This is a genomic window from Pseudomonas taiwanensis DSM 21245 (genome assembly GCF_000425785.1).
In the GTDB taxonomy this organism is placed as follows: Bacteria; Pseudomonadota; Gammaproteobacteria; order Pseudomonadales; family Pseudomonadaceae; genus Aquipseudomonas; species Aquipseudomonas taiwanensis.
On record NZ_AUEC01000010.1, the window covers coordinates 215337 to 234527 of the forward strand.

A 19191-nucleotide genomic window follows, 5' to 3' on the forward strand; every position below is an offset into this window, starting at 1 on the left:
ATTGCCCCGACTGCTTGCATACTGCTGGCTGGGCCATTACAAAGCCCCACCTGACTGAGGAACGAGCCTGATGAAAAAGTGGCAGTGTATTGTTTGCGGATTGATCTACGACGAAGCCGAAGGCTGGCCGGACGACGGCATCGCTCCGGGCACCCGTTGGGAAGATGTACCGGAAGATTGGCTGTGCCCCGACTGCGGCGTCGGCAAGAGTGACTTCGAAATGATCGCCATCGGCTGATCGAACCTGTTCAAGAGCGAGGAAAGCACGACATGTCATCCCCTGTGGTCATCATCGGTACTGGTCTGGCGGGCTATAACCTGGCCCGTGAGTTTCGCAAGCTCGATACCCAGACGCCGCTGCTGCTGATTACCGCCGACGACGGCCGCTCCTACTCCAAGCCAATGCTCTCCACCGGCTTTGCCAAGCACAAGGATGCCGACGGCCTATGCATGGCCGAACCTGGCGCCATGGCCGACCAGCTCAATGCCGAAATCCGCACCCATACCCGCATCAGCGGTATCGACCCAGGCCACAAGCGCCTGTGGATTGGCGAGGAGGCCATCGAGTATCGGGACTTGGTATTGGCCTGGGGCGCGCAGACAGTGCAAGTGCCCATCGAAGGGGATGCTGGTGAATGGGTATTCCCGATCAATGACCTGGAAGACTACGCCCGGTTTCGCGCCGCCGCTGCGGGCAAGCAGCGCGTACTGATCCTGGGTGCCGGGCTGATTGGCTGCGAGTTCGCCAACGACCTGACCTTGGGTGGTTACCAGGTCGATGTCGTGGCCCCGTGCGAGCAATTGATGCCAACCCTGCTGCATCCGGCTGCCGCCGCGGCGGTACAGGACGGGCTGCAAGAGTTGGGCGTACGCTTTCATCTGGGGCCCGTGCTGACGCGCCTGCAACGGGCGGGTGATGGGCTTGAGGCGCATCTGTCGGACGGTACCGTGATCGCCTGCGAACTGGTGGTGTCCGCCATTGGCCTGCGCCCACGCATCGACCTGGCCGCTGCCGCGGGCCTGCAGACCAATCGCGGTGTGGTGGTGGACCGACAGTTGCGTACGTCCCACGGCAATATCTTCGCGCTGGGGGACTGCGCCGAGGTCGACGGTATCAACCTGCTGTATGTGATGCCGCTGATGGCTTGTGCCCGTGCCTTGGCCCAGACCCTGGCCGGCAACCCCACCACAGTCAGTTATGGGCCGATGCCGGTCACAGTGAAGACCCCGGCCTGCCCACTGGTAGTCTCGCCGCCACCTCCGGGCCGGGAGGGTATTTGGCGGGTGCACGGCGAGGGTCGTGACCTCAAGGTGCTCTGCCACGATGCCGACGGCCAGTTGTTGGGCTATGCCCTGACGGGCGCCGGGGTGATGGAGAAACTGGCCCTGAATCGGCAGTTACCACCCCTGATGGCGTAAATGACAGGCGTTCTGTCGGGTTTACCCTTTAGTTGCCACTACAATGGCCGCCCAGATACTGGCGCGGCCTCGGTGGGCGTGCCATTCTCACTCCCGTCTGCCGCAGATTAGAGCCTGCGGTGCCTTGAGCGCTGCCTCTTCGGGCAGCACGGCATAACAACAAGAATTCCGTCAAAGAGGCTTCACTATGCGTAAACCAGAACTCGCCGCCGTCATCGCCGAAAAGGCCGATCTGACCAAGGAAAAAGCCAACCAAGTGCTGAACGCGATTCTCGACAGCATCACAGGTGCCCTGGACAAGGACACCGTCACCTTGGTCGGCTTCGGCACCTTCGAAAAACGCCATCGTGGTGCCCGCACCGGCAAGAACCCGCAAACCGGCCAGCCGGTGAAGATCAAGGCCAGCAACACCGTTGCCTTCAAACCTGGCAAGAACCTTCGTGACAGCGTCAACGCCCCAGCCAAGCCGGCTAAAAAAGGCAAGTGATGCACACCTGACAATCCCCAGTGTCAGTAAGACGGGCGCCCCAGGGCGCCCGTCGTGTTTTGCAAGCGATGCATTCGGCAGAGCTGTATAAAAAGTTCAGGAAACGGATAAACTCCGCGTCTCAGTCATTTTTTATTCGAGGCGCGTTGATGAAGTTTCGCTTTCTTCTTTGGGCCATGGGGCTATTGATGGCCAGGGCCAGCCGCAGCAACCCGGCCTTCCAACAGCAGCTCAAGGACAAAGACCTGGTGTTCCAGATGCAGACACTGGACGGCAAGGTTGCGCGTCACTTCATCGTCAGCGGCGAGCGCGTCAGCAGCAAGGGTGGGTTGCACCCGCAACCGGCTTTCGCCATTGCATTCAAGGATGCGGCTTACGGTTTTGCCACGATGCAGGCGGGTAACAAGCAGTTGGCCTTCATGCAGGGTATCCAGGACAAGAACATCCAGATCAAGGGCAATCCAGCGTTGGTGATGTGGTTCCAGGGTTTGATGAAGTACCTGAAGCCGAAAAAGAAGGGTTGAGATCCCAGAAACTGTTGCGCTGAACCTGTGAGCGCGGGCTCATCCGCCAAGCCCGCGCCACAGGGGCGAATACCCCGAAAGATTGGACGGATCCAACCCCGGGGATCAATGCGGTGCGTGGAATTGCGAGGCCAGCTCGCGCAACAGGCTTTCGGCCTCCAGCACCTTGTTCACCACATCCTCCGCCTTTTCCCGCGTGATGCCCAGACGGTCCAGTAAATCATCAGGGATTTCAGCCTGTGGCCCTGAGCCGATTCCGCGCGAGCGCAGCAGCCGGGTCGCCAGGCACACCAAATTGGGGAATGCTGAATTTTCGCCGTCGTAGGACGGGTCATGCTGGAAACGCAGCGCGGCCGACAGCTCTTCTGGCATGTCCCACAGCTTCATCAGCCAAGTGCCGATCTGTTCGCGGCTGATGCCCAGCAGGTGCTGTTCCACATAGGTGTGGCACAGGTGCGGGTTGACCTCCAGATGACGGCAGATCAGCGAGAAGTGCGGTGGGAACACGTGGGCCAGCAGTAGATAGCCGAAATTGTGCAGCAGCCCCGCGAGGTAGGTCAGACCGGCTTCAGGGCGCTCGGCCCGTGGCATGGCGCGGGTCAGGCCTTCGATGATCGCGGCGGTGTAGATCGACTGCTGCCAGTAAGGCGTGGCTTGCTGGGGGTGGTCTTTCGGCAGGCTCAGGGTCTTGCCCAGGGCCAGGCCCAAGGCCAGGTTGATCACCAGGTCGAAGCCCAGCACGCGCACGATGGCGTCCTCTACCGAGCGGATCTTGCCGGGTGAGGCGTAGTAAGGGGACGCCGCCCAGCTGACCACTTGGGCAGCCAGCGCTGGATCGGTTTCCACTACGCCGGTGATGTCATCGATGCTGGCATTGGGGTCGACCCGCAGCTTGATGATCTTCTGTGCGGTGTCTGCCAGCGGCGGAATTTCGATGGTCTGCTCCAGTCGTTGCTGGATGCGTCGGGCGGTGAAGGCCTGCACGGCCTGGGTGATTTCCTTCGAGTCGTCGTCGGGGCGGTCCAGGTTGGGGCGGATGTCCCTGACGGGCTGTCCGAAGCTGCCCGCGCTGGCTTTCTTCAGCATGCGCTTGAAGTCATCCCGCTCGATTCTCAGCAAAAGACCGGTTTCTCCGGACTCGATGAGCAGCGTCTGGCTGTCGAGCAGTTTCTGTTCGTACAGGCAAGGCGAGCTGGTCAGCGCCGGGATGCCAGGCAGCGCCTTGAGACTGTGCTTGTCGAGCATCTGCTTGAGGCGTGCAACGGGGACCGCACGGAGCTTGCGTCCGGTCAATTCCTCAAGGCGATTGAGGTCCAGCAGCTTGCTCTGTGGGAACAGCACCATCAGGGCGCCGACCTCATCGTCGAGCAGAATCGCCTGTACCCGCGAAGCCGCCGGCAGGGCCGGATCCTCAGGCACCTCGCGATAGCTGACGCCAAGCTTTTCCAGCAGCAGCTTGATCACCGAGGGTGCATGTGGGGTTGCGGTATCCAGGGCAACTTCAGTCATGGTCCGTATCCACTATTTCTTTTAAACGCGAAGTATAACCAGCCTGGCCCGCAAGCTGGATCCAATTTGGGACAATCGTCACACTTGGCCATATTGCTGGCCATGGCGCAGCCAGCGATCGAGCAGCGGGCTGACATGGTCGGGCCAGCGGGCTAGCAGGGCCTGGGCCGCGTCACGCACGGCCGGCAGCAGATCGGCATCGCGCATCAAGTCGGCAACCTTGAACTGTAGCAGGCCAGTCTGACGGGTTCCGAGCATCTCGCCAGGGCCACGCAGCTCCAGGTCTTTCTCGGCGATGATGAAGCCATCGTTGGTTTCCCGCATGATCCCCAGCCGTTCGCGGCCGATCTGCGACAGGGGCGGGTGGTACAACAGGACGCAATGGCTGACCGCGCTGCCACGGCCGACGCGGCCACGCAGCTGGTGCAACTGGGCCAGGCCAAGGCGCTCGGGGTTCTCGATGATCATCAGGCTGGCATTCGGTACATCCACCCCGACCTCGATCACCGTGGTGGCCACCAGCAGTTGCAGCTTGCCTTCCTTGAACTCGGCCATCACCGCCGCCTTCTCGGCCGGTTTCATGCGGCCGTGGATCAAGCCCACGCGCAGCTCGCCCAGGGCGCTGCCCAGCTCCTCGAAGGTGCTTTCTGCCGCCTGGCAGGTCAGCTCTTCGGACTCCTCGATCAACGTGCACACCCAATACGCCTGGCGCCCTTCGGCACAGGCAGCGCGGACCCGCTCGACCACTTCGAAACGCCGGCTGTCTGCGACCAGAACGGTGTTGACCGGTGTGCGGCCAGGCGGCAGCTCGTCAAGGATCGAGGTGTCGAGGTCGGCGTAGGCGCTCATGGCCAGGGTGCGGGGGATCGGCGTGGCCGTCATGATCAGTTGGTGCGGGCACAGTTCGCCGGCCACACCTTTCTTGCGCAAGGCCAGGCGTTGCTGGACACCGAATCGGTGCTGCTCGTCGATGATCGCCAGGGCCAGGTGCTTGAACCGGACCTCGTCCTGGAACAGCGCGTGGGTACCGACCACCATGGGTGCGCCATTGGCGATCTGCTCCAGGGCACTGGTACGGGCCTTGCCCTTGAGTTTGCCGGCCAACCAGGCCACCTCTATGCCCAGTGGTTCCAACCAGCGCTTGAACGTGATGTAGTGCTGCTCGGCCAAGATCTCGGTCGGGGCCATCAGTGCCACCTGGTAGCCGGCTTCCAGCGCCTGAAGCGCCGCCAGGGCAGCTACCACGGTCTTGCCGGCGCCGACATCGCCTTGCACCAGGCGCATCATCGGCTCGGCCTGGCTGAGGTCGTAGGCAATTTCATTGGCAACCCGTTGCTGGGCGCCGGTCGGCTTGAAGCCGAGGTTGGCCAGGTATTGCGCTTGCAGACGGCCAGCCTTGGGCAGCACGGGGGCACGTAGGCTGCGCAGGCTTTCGCGCAGGCGCTGCTGCGAAAGCTGGTGGGTCAGCAGCTCTTCGAACGCCAGGCGATGCTGGGCCCAGTGCTGGCCTTCGGCGAGTTCGTCGAGGTCAGCGTCAGCCGGTGGGTTGTGCAGGTAGCGGATGGCATCGTCCAGCGGTGCCAGGTGGTAATTGCGAGCCAATTGCTCCGGCAGCCAGTCCGGCAGGCTGCGCGGGCCGAGCATGCCCAGGCTCTGTTGGCACAGCAGGCGCAAGCGCTGCTGGGTGAGCCCTTCGGTGGACGGGTAGATCGGCGTCAGTGTCTGCTCGACAGGAGGCGGTGGTTCGTCTCCGTTCAGTGCACGGTACTCTGGGTGGTAGATTTCCAGCCCTGATGCACCTGGCCGGGCTTCGCCGTAGCAGCGCAGGTGCGTGCCACGCTTCAGGCCCTCTTTCTGAGCATTGCTGAAGTGGTAGAAGCGCAGGCTCAGCACGCCGCTCCCGTCACCCAGGCGTACCACCAGGCTGCGGCGTTTGCCCATGGTCACATCGGCACCGCTGACCACACCTTCGATGACCGCGTCCTGGCCGGGGCGCAGGGCCCCGATGGGAACGACGCGCGTGCGGTCCTGGTAGCGCAGCGGCAGGTGGAACAGCAGGTCCTGCAGATTCTCGAGTCCAACCTTGGCGAGTTTTTCCGCCATGGCTTCGCCCACTCCCTTGAGTGCCGTGACCGGCACCTTAGACAGCTCAGTCATGGTTCAGGCCGATTGTTCCACGGGCGGCTTGGCGACCGAGCAGAGGCGGATCGAGTCAGCGAGGATCTCGATCGCCTTGGGCCGTGGGAAGCTGGCGCGCCAGGCAATGGCCACGGTGCGGAACGGCGCGGGCGGTGTGAGTGGACGCACTTCGATGACGCCGGGCGCATAGTGGTGGCTGTGCACCGCCGACAACGGCAGGATCGATACGCCGAGGCCTGAGGCAACCATGTGGCGGATGGTTTCCAGGGAGCTGGATTCTACGGTGGTGTGCTTGGAACCTTCGCCTTTATTCAAGGTCGGGCACGCTTCCAGCACTTGGTCGCGGAAGCAGTGGCCTTCGCCGAGCAGGAGCAGGCTCTTGTCGTTGAGCATGGCGGTGTCGATGGTCTTTTTGGCCGTCCATGGGTGATCGGCGGGCATCAGCGCGCAGAATGGCTCATCGTAGAGTGGCAGGGTCAGCACGTCGGCCTCGTTGAACGGCAGGGCGATGATCACTGCGTCCAGCTCGCCATTGCGCAACTTCTCGCGCAGGACGTGGGTGAAGTTCTCTTCGATGTACAGCGGCATCTGTGGGGCAACCCGGTGCAGCTGTGGGATCAGGTGCGGGAACAGGTAAGGGCCGACGGTATAGATGGCGCCCACCTTGAGCGGCGCGGTCAGCTGGTTCTTGCCGGCTTGGGCCAGTTCGCGGATGCCCTGTGCCTGCTCCAGCACCTTCTGCGCCTGGGCCACGATGCTTTCGCCGACCGGTGTCAGGCGCACCGCGCTTTTGCTGCGCTCGAAAATCAGTACACCCAGCTCGTCCTCAAGCTTCTTCACGCCGACCGACAGGGTCGGTTGGCTGACGTGGCAGCGCTCGGCGGCATGGCCGAAGTGCTGCTCTTGGGCGAGTGTGACGATGTAGCGTAATTCTGTGAGGGTCATAACGTGCGTCCATGAAGTTGCGGGCCCAGCATAGCGGCTGCAAACGATAGACGCACGTTATCAGACTTGTTGATTTGTGACAGAAACAACCGTATCAGCGGCGATCCAGCGAGTAGACGAAAGGTGCCACTACTTCGATGGTGCCATTGTTCAGCAACTCGGCCGGTGGCTTAGGCACCGTACCGGCACGACGGATCATCTCCAGAGTCGCCCGGTCCAGTGCTGCGCTACCGGAGCCGCCAGCCAACGAGTACGACACCACCTTGCCCTCGGCGTCGACCACGAACCGCAGGCGGTTGATGCCTTGCAGACCGCGGCGTCGCGCGTCTTCCGGGTAGCGCTTGTACTTCGCCAAGTGGCGCAGCAGGTCGCTTTGCCAGGTCGGCAACGCTTTGCTGTTGGACGCGATGCTTGGCGCCGGTGCCGCCGACTTCTGCGGTGGCGTGTTGCTTGGCGGCGTGTCCGCGACTTCTTCCTTGGCCGGTGGCTCATCCTTCGGCGGCTCAGGCTTTTTCTCTGGCTTGGGCGGCTGCGGCTTAGGCTTGGGCTTCGGGGGTTTCGGGATGGCGATCTTGGGCTTGGGGGCCTCCGCCAGCTTGGGTAACGGCGGTTCTTCAACCGGTGCCGGCGGTTGTGGAGCCGCTTTGGGAGGTGGTGGTGGCGCGGGCTCGGGCAGCGGTGCCAACTCGACCATCATCGCTGCCGGGGGCAGTTCGATGGCCTGGGGCACCGACCAGTTGAGCGTAAGCAGCACAGCGACGGCATGGACACCCAGCACGAGTGCCAGGCTGCCGCTGTAACGCGCCAGATTGTGCCGCGTCTTCGTCATTTCTTGGCTGCCGTCTCGAGACCTACCAGGCCGACTTTCAGGTAGCCGGCCGCGCGCATGTTGTTCATCACTTCCATCAGGTCACCGTAATCCACGCCTTTATCGGCCTGGAAGAAGATGGTGGTTTCCTTGTCGCCCTTGGTCTTGGCGTCGAGCATCGGGCCAAGCTGGTCGGGTGCCGGAACCTGATCGTCGCCGACATAAAGCTTTTGGTCGGCCTTGACGCTGACGAACACCGGTTTCTCGGGCCTCGGCGCCGGTTTGGCGGTCGAGGCGGGCAGGTCGACCTTGATGTCAACCGTGGCCAAGGGGGCGGCGACCATGAAGATGATCAGCAGCACCAGCATCACGTCGATGAACGGCGTGACGTTGATTTCGTGGTTTTCGGCGAGGTCATCGCCACCTTCGTTCAGATGCAGGCCCATGGTTTACCCCACTTTCACCATGTGCGGGGTGGCGCGCTCGCTACCCTGGTGGTCGAGGTCACGGCTTACCAGCAGCAGTACCTGCGCCGACGCGTCGGAGACTTGAGCCTTGTAGCCTGCGATGGAGCGGGCGAAGACGTTGTAGATCACCACGGCCGGGATAGCCGCAACCAGGCCCAGTGCGGTGGCCAGCAGGGCTTCAGCGATACCAGGGGCAACCACGGCGAGGTTGGTGGTCTGGGTCTTGGCGATGCCGATGAAGCTGTTCATGATGCCCCAGACGGTACCAAACAGGCCGACGAACGGTGCGGTCGAGCCGATGGTGGCGAGGACCCCGGTGCCGCTGCTCATGCTGCGGCCGCTGGCTGCTACCAGGCGCTCCAAGCGGAAGCTGACGCGTTCCTTGATGCCTTCTTTCTCGCGGGCATTGGCCGACAAGCGCATTTCCTCCAGTGCATCGTGGACCAGCGTGTGGGCCAGCGTGCCTTCCTTGTTAGAGGCGTCGCTGGCCTCCTTGAGGCTGGCGGACTTCTTCAGGACCGCGATCTCACCGCGCAGACGACGTTTGGCGCCCATCAGTTCGAAGCCTTTGGCGATCCAGATGGTCCAGGTAATGATCGAGGCGATGGCCAGGCCGATCATCACCGCTTTGACCACGACGTCGGCGTTCTTGTACATGCCCCATGGAGACAGGTCATGTGCCATGCCCAGGGAGTTGTCCTCGACGATTGCTTGCGTCTGTTCGCCTGCTGGCGCCGCTGAATCTACCGGGGCGGCGGCGTTGGCAGCTGGGGCAGCGGCCTGAGCATCGCCAGCGGGCGCGGCAGCCGGTGCAGTGGCAGCTGCAGGGGTGGAGGCATTGGTGCTTGGTTCATCAGCCATGGCAGCTGGGGCCAGTACCAGGCTGAACATCAGCGCGGCAATGGCGCGCCAGGCGCGCGAGGTGGTTGGCGAAGCGGAAGGTTGAGTACGTGTCATGCTGGCCGGACCTGATGAAGAAGAAAAGTCAGCGTTCTTCAAAGCCTCGAAGCAGGCCGAGAACAGATAGGGGTGCCATTATTGCAAGTAATTCTTGTTAACAAAAGTAATCTCGTTGCTTTTTTCCACCTTGGTCTAGCCGCCTATCGCGTAATCCGGCTAGCCTGACCCTTTGATCTTCGGAGTTTTGTGATGTCAGACCTATCCGCGATGATCGTAGGATGCGGTGATGTAGGCGGCCGCCTGGCCCGGCAACTGCTGGCTCGCGGTTGGCAGGTCAGTGGCCTGCGACGTTCGGTTGGCCAACTGCCGGCCGGAGTGATACCGGTCGCCGCAGACCTCTTGAGCCCGGAGATTCCCCAGGCATGGCCAGTGCGTGCGCCGGACTACCTGGTGTACTGCGTAGCGGCCAGCCAGCACGATGAAGCCGGTTACCAGGCTGCGTACGTCGAGGGTTTGCGGCACGTATTGTCTTGGTTGAACGAGCGAGGACAACGCCCGCATCGCCTGCTGTTCGTCTCCAGCAGCAGTGTCTATGCGCAGAAAGATGGCGAATGGATCGACGAGACCGCCGCCACCGAACCCGAGGGTTACTCCGGGCGGATCATGCTGGAGGCAGAGCGGCTAGCCCTGGGCAGTGGCATTCCAGCTACCCTGGTGCGCTTGACGGGAATCTACGGGCCAGGTCGCGAATGGCTGCTCAGCCAGGTGCGTCAAGGTTACCGCGTGGCCGAGGAGCCGCCGCTGTATGGCAACCGCATCCACGCTGAAGATGCCGCAAGCCTGCTCGCCTTCCTGTTGCAGGCCGACGCTGAGGGTGTGACGTTGGAAGATTGCTATATCGGTGTCGACAATGACCCGGCGCCCTTGGCCGATGTGGTGGCCTGGCTGCGAGCGTACATGGGTGTCACAGAGTGGTCGGATGAGCAACGCGTGCGGCGCACCGGTAGCAAGCGCTGCAGCAACGCCCGGGCACGCGCGTTGGGGTGGGCCCCGGTGTATCCGAGCTACAAGGAAGGGTACGCAGCCATTCTTGCGCAGCGTTGACCTTGTCGCCGACTTGCCCGCATCCCCAAATCTCACACAGGGCTGGCCTGCCCCCAAGAAGCTGGACACAAATCCAACCCTTGGGGGCCGTCCAGGGCAGTGCAGGTCGTTATGCCGCGATCAGCCGCGCTCGAGCACCCACTTGCGAGCGCCCGGTGCCAGGGTTGGCACCTCATCGGGCTGTGCGCTGTTGATTGCCTGGAAGATCTCCAGCTTGTCGCCATCGCGTTTGAAGATGAATGGCGCGCCACGCTGGTCACGCTCCAGCCACAGGCTGTCATTGCTGCCGCCCATGGCGGCGCAGTCGCCGGCAAGGCACAGGGCATAGCGGTCCGGGCCGGGCAGGCCAGTGACGCTGCCGTTATCGGCGAAACGCACCACGCCGCCTTTACCCTGTCCTTCGACGATCTTCCATTCGCCGCCCAGATAGGACTGGTACAACGCCTTTTCGAAGCTGCTGCCAAGCGGAGCGTCAGCCGCATTCGGTTGCTTGGCACGGACGAAGGTCTGCTCAGCGCCGCGCTGGTCGGTGGCTTTCAGTTCATCGCCATCCAGTTTCAACTGCTCGGTCTGGCCACCGGGGAAGCTGGCTTGCCATTGCTTGTCATTGGCGCTCAACTGGCCATCGGCAGCTTCGAAGCCGTTGCTGTAGCTGACTTGCTGGTTGGCGACATCGAGTTTCCACTCAAGGACCGGCCCATGCTTGTCCAGCGCCTGGCGCAGGCTACCGCCCTTGGCGGCCTCGATGGCGTCCTGGTTGATCCAGACGCCGTTGAAATCTTCGGGTTTGTGGCTGGCACAGCCGCTCATGAGCAGGGCGGCCAGTGCGAAGGGGAGTGCTTGACGCATGGCTGTATAACCTTGGCAGGAGGGTGACGGGCAGGGCGCCCGTCACCAGGGCATCATTCGATGACCAGAATGGCGTCCATTTCAACCTGGGCGCCTTTCGGCAGTGCGGCAACGCCGATGGCGGCGCGGGCCGGGTACGGCTGCTCGAAGTAACGGCCCATGACTTCGTTGACTTTGGCGAAGTGGCTCAGGTCAGTGAGGAAGATGTTGAGCTTGACGATGTCCTTGAAGGAACCACCAGCAGCTTCAGCTACGGCCTTGAGGTTTTCGAATACCTGTACGGTCTGGGCTTCGAAACCTTCGACCAGTTCCATGGTTTTTGGGTCCAGCGGGATCTGGCCCGACATGTACACGGTGTTACCGGCCTTGATCGCCTGGGAGTAGGTGCCGATAGCGGCAGGGGCCTTGTCGCTGTTGATAACAGTCTTGCTCATGATGACTCCTTGCTGTTGACGGACTACGCACGCATGCGGGTGATGCGGACCACGCCGGTCAGCGTACGCAGCTTCTTGATCACTCGCGCCAGGTGCACGCGGTCGTGCACGCTGACCACCAACTGGACCACGCTGATTCGACCGTCGCGTTCGTCCATGCTGATCTTCTCGATGTTGCCATCGGCGGCATTGACACTGCTGGCGAGCAGGGCGATCAGACCGCGCTGGTGCTCCAGCTCGACGCGCAGCTCGACATTGAATTCGCCAGTGATGTCCTTGGCCCAGGAGAGCTGCACGCACTTCTCTGGGTTGTGTCGGATTTCGCTGATGTTCCGGCAGTTCTCAAGGTGCACGACCATGCCTTTGCCTGCGGACAGGTGGCCGACGATGGGGTCGCCCGGAATCGGTGTGCAGCACTTGGCGTAACTGAGCACCAGGCCTTCGGTGCCACGAATGGCCAGCGGGCCTTCCGGAGCCGGCAATGGTTCGCCTTCGGCCGAAAGCAGGCGGCGGGCGACGACATAGGCCATGCGATTGCCCAAGCCGATGTCTTCGAGCAGGTCTTCGATCAGTTCCAGACGGTACTCGGCAAGAATCGCCAGGATACGGTCCTGCGGTATCTGCTCCAGACTGCTGTCGAACCCGGTCAGCACTTTGTTCAGCAGGCGTTCGCCCAGGCTGATGGATTCGGAGCGGCGTTGCTGCTTGAGCGCGTGGCGGATGTGCGTGCGCGCCTTGCCGGTGACGACGAAGTTGAGCCAGGCCGGGTTGGGCCGGGCACCTGGCGCACTGACGATTTCCACGGTCGAGCCGCTTTGCAGGGGTTCGGAGAGCGGTGCCAGGCGGCGATTGATGCGGCAGGCGATACAGCTGTTGCCAACGTCAGTGTGCACGGCATAGGCAAAGTCGACAGCGGTGGAGCCTTTGGGCAGCTCCATGATTCGCCCTTTGGGCGTGAAGACGTAGACCTCGTCGGGGAACAGGTCGATCTTCACGCTCTCGATGAATTCCAGCGAGTTGCCGGCGCGTTGCTGCAGTTCGAGGATGCCCTTGACCCACTGGCGGGCGCGGGCATGGCTGCCTTTGGGCTGCTCGTCCTCGTTGGACTTGTAGAGCCAGTGCGCGGCGATGCCGTTGTTGGCCATCTCTTCCATCTCGCGGGTGCGGATCTGGATTTCGATGGGCACGCCGTGCATGCCGAACAAGGTGGTGTGCAACGATTGGTAGCCGTTGGCCTTGGGGATCGCGATGTAATCCTTGAACCGGCCCGGCAGCGGCTTGTACAGGTTGTGCACGGCACCGAGCACGCGGTAGCAAGTGTCGACCTTGTCGACGATGATGCGGAAGGCATACACGTCCATGATCTCGTTGAAGGCGCGACGCTTGCCGCGCATCTTCTTGTAGATGCCATAGAGGTGTTTCTGCCGGCCGCTGACTTCGCCCTCGATACCGTCTGCAGCCAGGCAGTTGGCCAGTGACTGCTCGATCTTGGCGACGATTTCCTTGCGGTTGCCGCGAGCGCTCTTGACTGCCCGGTGGATGAGCGACGAGCGCATCGGGTGCATGGCCTTGAAGCCGAGGTCTTCGAACTCCACGCGCACGGTGTGCATCCCCAGACGATTGGCGATGGGGGCGTAGATTTCGAGGGTTTCCTTGGCGATGCGCCGGCGTTTTTCGCCCGACAGCACTTCCAGGGTGCGCATGTTGTGCAGGCGGTCAGCCAGCTTGACCAGGATCACGCGGATATCGCGAGCCATGGCCATGGCCATTTTCTGGAAGTTCTCGGCTTGCGCCTCGGCCTTGGTTTCGAAGTTCATCTGGGTCAGCTTGCTGACCCCGTCGACCAGCTCGGCGACGGTTTCGCCGAACTGCTGGCAGAGGGCTTCCTTGGCGATGCCGGTGTCTTCGATCACGTCGTGCAGCATGGCGGCCATCAGGCTTTGATGGTCCATGTGCATGTCGGCAAGGATGCTGGCCACGGCCAGCGGATGGGTCACGTAGGGCTCACCGCTGCGGCGGCGCTGCCCGTCGTGGGCCTGTTCGGCGTAAAAGTAGGCGCGACGAACCAGGTTGACCTGCTCCGGGCCCAGATAGGTCGACAGCCGTTCGGCTAAGGCTTCTATACCCGGCATGGATTCACCTCTTGCCGAGGAAGAGGGCCTTGTGCCGCACGATGTCGACCAGGCATGGATCAGACCGCCTCGTTGGACTCGTCCTCGAACGCGGCGAAGACCGGATCCTCGGTGACGATCTCTTCTGCGGCGATGAACTCAGGGGTAACGATACCTTCGGCGATTTCGCGCAGGGCGACCACGGTCGGCTTGTCGTTTTCCCATGCTACGCGCGGTTCTTTGCCGCCGGTAGCCAGCTGACGTGCGCGCTTGGTCGAGAGCATGACCAGCTCAAAACGGTTATCCACGTGTTCCAGGCAGTCTTCAACAGTAACGCGGGCCATGGTCTTCCTCAGTAGCAAATGCGGTAGGCGTGCAGCCCAATATGGGCGGGCGGACTCGATAGTTTAAAAAATCACCAGCCAATAGGGAAGCGCTGTTTTGTCCGGTGGCTCGGTGTCGGCTTCTGCGCGGGTACATCCGCGTCTGCTGGGAATGCGCGGGTCATGAACCGCGGCAGCCGCGAAAGGGCCGTTACAGACACCCTCGATGCATGATTCCGACGATAACGTCCCAGGCCCCAGGAACACAACATCCCTTACAACATTGCGTCGCGCAACCGGGGTGTCAGTTCTTCGAAGAGTGTCTGTACCGAGCGCAACGCCCGGCAGTCCGGCCGCGTCAACAGCCACAACTGGGTGTCGCAACCCGGTAGCGGGCCGCTCAGCGCCTCCACTCCAGGCAATGCGTGCACCATGTAGTCAGGCAGCGCCGCTACGCCAAGGCCAGTGCTCACCAGCTGGGCGATGGTCGACATGCCGCTGCACTGGTAGCGCGGGCTAAGCCCTGGGTACTGCTGGTTGCGCCAAACCACCGTGGGGTGATCCTGCATCGAGTCGTCCGGGGCGATCCACGGCACGCTGCTGGCAGACTCGGCCAGGCGTTCGCGCCACTGCGCTTGGCCGCAGATCACGTAGGAGGTGGACCCCAGACAGCGTCCGACCAGATGTTCCGGTGGCGTGTTGGTCAAGCGCAGGGCGATGTCGGCATCGCGTCGGCTCAGGTTGGCGAAGGTGTTGGACGTACCCATCTCCAGCGACAGCGCTGGGTAGTTCGGCATGAACGCAGCCAGCGCGGGCAGCAGCAAGGTGTGCATCACCGCCTCGGTGCAGGTCAGTCGAACCGTGCCGCTGACTACCTGCTCGCCGCTGGTCATGGCGATGCGCGCAGCGTCCAGCGCTTGTTCGGCACGTTCGGCCTGTTCTGCCAGGGCCTGTGCGGTGTCGGTGGGCAGGTAGCCCTTGCGGCTTTTGACGAACAAGGCGGTGCCCAGCGCCGACTCAAGGCGACGTATGGAGCGGAACACGGTCGAGACGTCGACCTTGAGCAATTCGGCAGCCTTGGCCAGCGAGCGGCCACGTTCCAGGGCCAGGACCAGAGAAAGGTCGGCATGGGTAATCTGATATTGCATTGGTGCACGCTCTGCTTGCCGAATTGCCAATGTCTGTTGCGTTGAGGCCATTTTATAGTGAAACGGCCCCCGGTAATCAATGCAGCCGGTCGGGCAACCTATCCCCCGATGGGAAAGTGAAAAGAACAACAGTAGCAACCATCGCCGCCGCCGAGGCGCCAGCCGTATCCCCTCACATCGCCGCAGCAAATCAAAGGATGTACAGCCATGACGTCGGTAACCCCGTGCGCCAGTTCTTCCAGCGAGATGAATGAATTCCTCAAGGCCCATCCGGACACTCAGTACGTCGATCTGCTGATCTCCGACATGAATGGAGTGGTACGTGGCAAGCGTATCGAGCGCGCCAGCCTGCACAAGGTGTACGAGAAGGGCATCAACCTGCCTGCCTCGCTGTTCGCCCTGGATATCAACGGCTCGACCGTCGAGAGCACCGGGCTTGGCCTGGATATCGGCGATGCCGACCGCATCTGCTACCCGATCCCTGGGACGCTTTCCGATGAGCCGTGGCAGAAACGTCCGACCGCCCAGTTGCTGATGACCATGCACGAACTGGATGGGCAGCCGTTCTTCGCCGACCCGCGCGAGGTGCTGCGTCAGGTGGTCAGCAAGTTCGACGATCTTGGCCTGGACATCTGCGCCGCGTTCGAGCTGGAGTTCTACCTGATCGACCAGGACAACCTCAACGGTCGTCCGCAACCGCCGCGTTCGCCCATTTCGGGCAAGCGCCCGCAGTCCACCCAGGTGTACCTGATCGACGACCTCGACGAATACGCCGACTGCCTCCAGGACATGCTCGAAGCTGCCAAGGAGCAGGGCCTGCCGGCTGACGCCATCGTCAAGGAAAGCGCCCCGGCGCAGTTCGAAGTCAATCTGCACCATGTCGCTGACCCGCTGAAGGCCTGCGACTACGCGATTCTGCTCAAGCGCTTGATCAAGAACATCGCCTACGACCATGAGATGGATACCACCTTCATGGCCAAGCCCTATCCGGGTCAGGCGGGCAACGGCTTGCATGTGCATATCTCGTTGCTGGACAAGAAGACCGGCAAGAACATCTTCGCCAGCGATGATCCGCAGGAAAGTGAAACCCTGCGCCATGCCATCGGTGGCGTCCTGGAAACCATGCCTGCCTCCATGGCGTTCCTGTGCCCGAACATCAATTCCTACCGCCGTTTCGGTGCGCAGTTCTATGTACCCAACGCCCCGAGCTGGGGCCTGGACAACCGCACAGTGGCTGTACGCGTACCCACCGACAGCCGCGAAAACGTGCGTATCGAGCACCGCGTGGCCGGTGCGGACGCCAACCCGTACCTGATGCTCGCGGCGATTCTCGCCGGTATCCATCACGGCCTGACCCACAAAGTCGAGCCAGGTGAACCGATCGAAGGCAACTCGTACGAACAGTTGGAGCAGAGCCTGCCGAACAACCTGCGCGATGCCTTGCGCGCGCTGGACGACAGCGAAGTGCTCAATCAATACATCAGCCCGGACTACATCGATATCTTCGTGGCCTGCAAGGAAAGCGAACTGGCCGAGTTCGAAGTATCGATTTCCGACCTCGAGTACAACTGGTACCTGCACACGGTGTAAGCCCATGAGCGCAATTGCGGTCCCCTTGATCGGTGTCAGCGCCTGCCGTCAGCAGGTGGGGAAGAACTCGTCGCACACGGTGGGCGACAAGTATGTCGAGGCGGCGGGCTTTGCCGGGCTGCCACTGCTGTTGCCGGCTCGCGATGCCGGCAGTGACACGCAGGCGCTGTTGGCGCAGCTCGACGGCATTGTTTTTACCGGTTCGCCTTCAAATATCGAGCCGCATCATTACAATGGCGCCCCCAGCGCGGAAGGGACCCGGCACGACCCTGCTCGTGACCGCCTGACCTTGCCGCTGCTGCAGGCGGCCATTGCCGCCGGTGTACCGGTGTTCTGCATTTGTCGTGGTTTCCAGGAATTGAATGTGGCCTTGGGCGGCACTCTGCACCAGCGCGTGCAGGAGCTGCCTGGCTTCCTGGACCACCGTGAACCTGAGGATGCACCCCTGGAGGTGCAATACGGCCTTCGTCACCCCGTCAGCACCGAGCCGGGCGGGTTGTTCGAGCGCCTGGGCCTGGCTGCGCAGTTCGAAGTCAATTCGTTGCACAGCCAGGGTATCGACCGCCTGGCCCCAGGGCTGCGTGTCGAGGCACGGGCCCCGGATGGCCTGATCGAAGCGGTGTCGATGGTTGATGCACCTGGCTTTGTGCTGGGTGTTCAGTGGCACCCTGAGTGGCGTTTCGCCGAAAACCCGGTCTCCTTGCGCCTGTTCCAGGCGTTTCGTGAGGCCTGCATTGCCCATGCTGCACGGTAGGGTCATGACCCGAAGGTCTTGGATGACCTAAACCGATTCGCAAGCTTTCAATGAGTGAAAGCGCCTTGCTTGCAAGGCCTGTGACAACAATTCCAATAGTTACGGCGTTTTCTCATGAGCAATTACACAGAAGCCGGCCGCCCACCTGACGTGGCGACCGACTCGGGCAATACCTCGCGCGACAAAGGCCTGGCCAAGGGCCGTTTGGGCTTGCTGGCCAGCGTGGTGCTGGGCATTTCCACCATCGCGCCGGTCTACACCTTGACCGGCGCCCTCGGGCCAACCGTCCGCGAAGTCGGCGCTCACCTGCCGGCGGTGTTCATCGTCGGTTTCCTGCCAATGCTGCTGGTGGCCCTCGGCTATCGCGAGCTCAACTCGGCGGAGCCTGACAGCGGTACTTCATTCACATGGTCGGCCCGTGCCTTCGGCCCAATGATCGGCTGGATCGGCGGCTGGGGGTTGGTAGTTGCCACCACCATCGTGTTATCCAACCTGGCGGGCGTGGCGGTCGACTTCTTCTACCTGTTCCTTGCCCAGATCACCGGTCAGCACGAACTGGCGGCCCTGGCGGACAACCTGTTGATCAACATCACGACCTGTTGCGTGTTCATCGCCTTGGCGGTGTGGATCTGCTGTCGCGGCATGACCACGACCATGACGGTGCAATATGGCCTGGTAGCCTTGCAGCTGTTGGTATTGATCGGCTTTGCCTTTGCAGCGTTCGGCGAGACCACGGCGCCGCCCCCGCTGGAATTCGATTTTGCCTGGTTCAACCCGTTTGGCGTCGAGTCGTTCTCGGCGTTCGCTGCCGGGCTGTCGCTGTCGATCTTCATCTTCTGGGGTTGGGACGTATGCCTGACCGTCAGCGAGGAGTCGATTGGCAGTGACGAGGTGCCGGGCAAGGCAGCGACCTGGACCGTGCTGCTGATTCTCGGGCTGTACCTGCTCACGGCCATCGCCACCCTGCAGTTCGCTGGCATCAGTGAGGAAGGCCTGGGCCTGAACAATCCGCGCATTCAGGAAAACGTCTTTGCCCACCTGGCCGGTCCGGTGATGGGGCCGTTGGCGATCCTGATGTCCATTGCCGTGCTGGCCAGCACCGCCGCTTCGTTGCAGTCGACCTTCGTTTCGCCCGCGCGCACCTTGCTTGCCATGGGGTACTACGGTGCCGTTCCGCAGAAGTTCGCCAGCGTCTGCCCGCGTTCGCAGACGCCGCGTTACGCCACCATCTGCGCAGGCGTTGCCGCGGGGCTGTTCTACGTAACCATGCGTACCCTCAGTGAGAACGTGCTGGCCGACACCATCACCGCGCTGGGGATGATGATCTGCTTCTACTACTCGCTGACGGCTTTCGCCTGTGTCTGGTACTTCCGTGACAGCCTGTTCGACAGTCTGCGCCACTTCTTCATGCGTGGCCTGTGCCCGTTGGTGGGTGGGGTGATTCTGTCGGTGATCTTCGTGCGCACCGCGATCGACAGCGCTTCGCCAGACTTCGGTAGCGGCTCGCATGTGGGGGGGCTGGGGTTGGTGTTCGTGATTGCAGCGATCATCTCGGCACTGGGGATCGTACTGATGATGCTGTCGCGGATGCGCGCGCCGGCCTACTTCCTGGGGGCTACCCTGCGTCAGCAGGCTACCCTGCCTCTGCCGGAGTGATGTTGGGGCCGCACAGCGGCCCCT

19 protein-coding genes are annotated in these 19191 nt (G+C 62.3%); 8 read left to right on the plus strand and 11 right to left on the minus strand.

What is annotated here, in order from left to right:
• Positions 1–70 precede the first annotated feature (70 nt).
• From H620_RS0102530 to H620_RS0102545, 4 genes are all read left to right on the plus strand, one after another.
• Positions 71–238 carry a rubredoxin gene (locus tag H620_RS0102530; protein ID WP_011536423.1) on the plus strand — a complete coding sequence of 56 codons (168 nt, stop codon included), beginning with the start codon at positions 71–73 and terminating at the stop codon, positions 236–238.
• 32 nt (positions 239–270) lie between these two features.
• Positions 271–1419 (plus strand): NAD(P)/FAD-dependent oxidoreductase, encoded by a 1149-nt coding sequence (locus H620_RS0102535; protein WP_027906660.1) that lies wholly within the window; start codon positions 271–273, stop codon positions 1417–1419.
• Between the two features lie 187 nt (positions 1420–1606).
• Positions 1607–1906: an HU family DNA-binding protein gene (locus tag H620_RS0102540; protein ID WP_016394014.1), complete on the plus strand. Its 300-nt coding sequence runs from the start codon at positions 1607–1609 to the stop codon at positions 1904–1906.
• A gap of 149 nt (positions 1907–2055) precedes the next feature.
• Positions 2056–2430 carry a hypothetical protein gene (locus H620_RS0102545; protein WP_023383050.1) on the plus strand — a complete coding sequence of 125 codons (375 nt, stop codon included), beginning with the start codon at positions 2056–2058 and terminating at the stop codon, positions 2428–2430.
• A 105-nt stretch (positions 2431–2535) separates the two neighbouring features.
• Here H620_RS0102545 and H620_RS0102550 read toward each other — a convergent pair whose 3' ends face one another.
• The 6 genes from H620_RS0102550 to exbB all read right to left on the minus strand — a co-directional run bounded on the left by H620_RS0102550 (position 2536) and on the right by exbB (position 9255).
• On the minus strand, positions 2536–3939 hold the full coding sequence (locus H620_RS0102550) for an aminoacyl-tRNA deacylase and HDOD domain-containing protein (protein WP_027906661.1): 1404 nt from the start codon (positions 3937–3939) through the stop codon (positions 2536–2538).
• Positions 3940–4017: 78 nt separating this feature from the next.
• The gene (recG, locus tag H620_RS0102555; protein ID WP_027906662.1) at positions 4018–6096 is read right to left on the minus strand and encodes an ATP-dependent DNA helicase RecG; all 2079 of its coding nucleotides are present in this window, start codon (positions 6094–6096) and stop codon (positions 4018–4020) included.
• A gap of 3 nt (positions 6097–6099) precedes the next feature.
• The gene (locus tag H620_RS0102560; protein WP_023383047.1) at positions 6100–7023 is read right to left on the minus strand and encodes a hydrogen peroxide-inducible genes activator; all 924 of its coding nucleotides are present in this window, start codon (positions 7021–7023) and stop codon (positions 6100–6102) included.
• Positions 7024–7117: 94 nt separating this feature from the next.
• On the minus strand, positions 7118–7852 hold the full coding sequence (locus H620_RS0102565) for an energy transducer TonB (protein WP_023383046.1): 735 nt from the start codon (positions 7850–7852) through the stop codon (positions 7118–7120).
• Positions 7849–8277 carry a TonB system transport protein ExbD gene (gene exbD, locus H620_RS0102570; protein WP_013974803.1) on the minus strand — a complete coding sequence of 143 codons (429 nt, stop codon included), beginning with the start codon at positions 8275–8277 and terminating at the stop codon, positions 7849–7851. Before exbD ends, H620_RS0102565 begins: the two co-directional genes overlap by 4 nt.
• A 3-nt stretch (positions 8278–8280) precedes the next feature.
• The gene (exbB, locus tag H620_RS0102575; protein ID WP_027906663.1) at positions 8281–9255 is read right to left on the minus strand and encodes a tonB-system energizer ExbB; all 975 of its coding nucleotides are present in this window, start codon (positions 9253–9255) and stop codon (positions 8281–8283) included.
• A gap of 192 nt (positions 9256–9447) precedes the next feature.
• Between exbB and H620_RS0102580 the strand changes: the two genes are divergently transcribed.
• Positions 9448–10302, plus strand: a complete 855-nt coding sequence (locus H620_RS0102580) for an NAD-dependent epimerase/dehydratase family protein (protein WP_027906664.1) — start codon at positions 9448–9450, stop codon at positions 10300–10302.
• 120 nt (positions 10303–10422) lie between these two features.
• On the opposite strand, the gene H620_RS0102585 is transcribed toward H620_RS0102580, so the two are convergent.
• From H620_RS0102585 to H620_RS0102605, 5 genes are all read right to left on the minus strand, one after another.
• Positions 10423–11151: a hypothetical protein gene (locus H620_RS0102585; RefSeq protein ID WP_023383043.1), complete on the minus strand. Its 729-nt coding sequence runs from the start codon at positions 11149–11151 to the stop codon at positions 10423–10425.
• Between the two features lie 53 nt (positions 11152–11204).
• The gene (locus H620_RS0102590; RefSeq protein WP_009684531.1) at positions 11205–11585 is read right to left on the minus strand and encodes a RidA family protein; all 381 of its coding nucleotides are present in this window, start codon (positions 11583–11585) and stop codon (positions 11205–11207) included.
• Between the two features lie 23 nt (positions 11586–11608).
• The gene (gene spoT / locus H620_RS0102595) at positions 11609–13717 is read right to left on the minus strand and encodes a bifunctional GTP diphosphokinase/guanosine-3',5'-bis pyrophosphate 3'-pyrophosphohydrolase (protein ID WP_023383042.1); all 2109 of its coding nucleotides are present in this window, start codon (positions 13715–13717) and stop codon (positions 11609–11611) included.
• 59 nt (positions 13718–13776) lie between these two features.
• The gene (gene rpoZ / locus H620_RS0102600) at positions 13777–14040 is read right to left on the minus strand and encodes a DNA-directed RNA polymerase subunit omega (RefSeq protein WP_016394025.1); all 264 of its coding nucleotides are present in this window, start codon (positions 14038–14040) and stop codon (positions 13777–13779) included.
• 254 nt (positions 14041–14294) lie between these two features.
• Complete coding sequence (locus H620_RS0102605; RefSeq protein WP_023383041.1) at positions 14295–15167, minus strand: LysR family transcriptional regulator; 873 nt, start codon at positions 15165–15167, stop codon at positions 14295–14297.
• A 207-nt stretch (positions 15168–15374) separates the two neighbouring features.
• Here H620_RS0102605 and H620_RS0102610 point away from each other — a divergent pair, with 207 nt between their 5' ends.
• The 3 genes from H620_RS0102610 (at position 15375) to H620_RS0102620 (ending at position 19167) form a co-directional block, all read left to right on the plus strand.
• Positions 15375–16757, plus strand: a complete 1383-nt coding sequence (locus tag H620_RS0102610) for a glutamine synthetase family protein (RefSeq protein WP_023383040.1) — start codon at positions 15375–15377, stop codon at positions 16755–16757.
• A 4-nt stretch (positions 16758–16761) separates the two neighbouring features.
• Entirely contained in the window at positions 16762–17511 is a 750-nt protein-coding gene (locus H620_RS0102615; protein WP_027906665.1) for a gamma-glutamyl-gamma-aminobutyrate hydrolase family protein, read from the plus strand.
• A gap of 114 nt (positions 17512–17625) precedes the next feature.
• Entirely contained in the window at positions 17626–19167 is a 1542-nt protein-coding gene (locus H620_RS0102620) for an APC family permease (RefSeq protein ID WP_027906666.1), read from the plus strand.
• Positions 19168–19191: the final 24 nt, after the last annotated feature.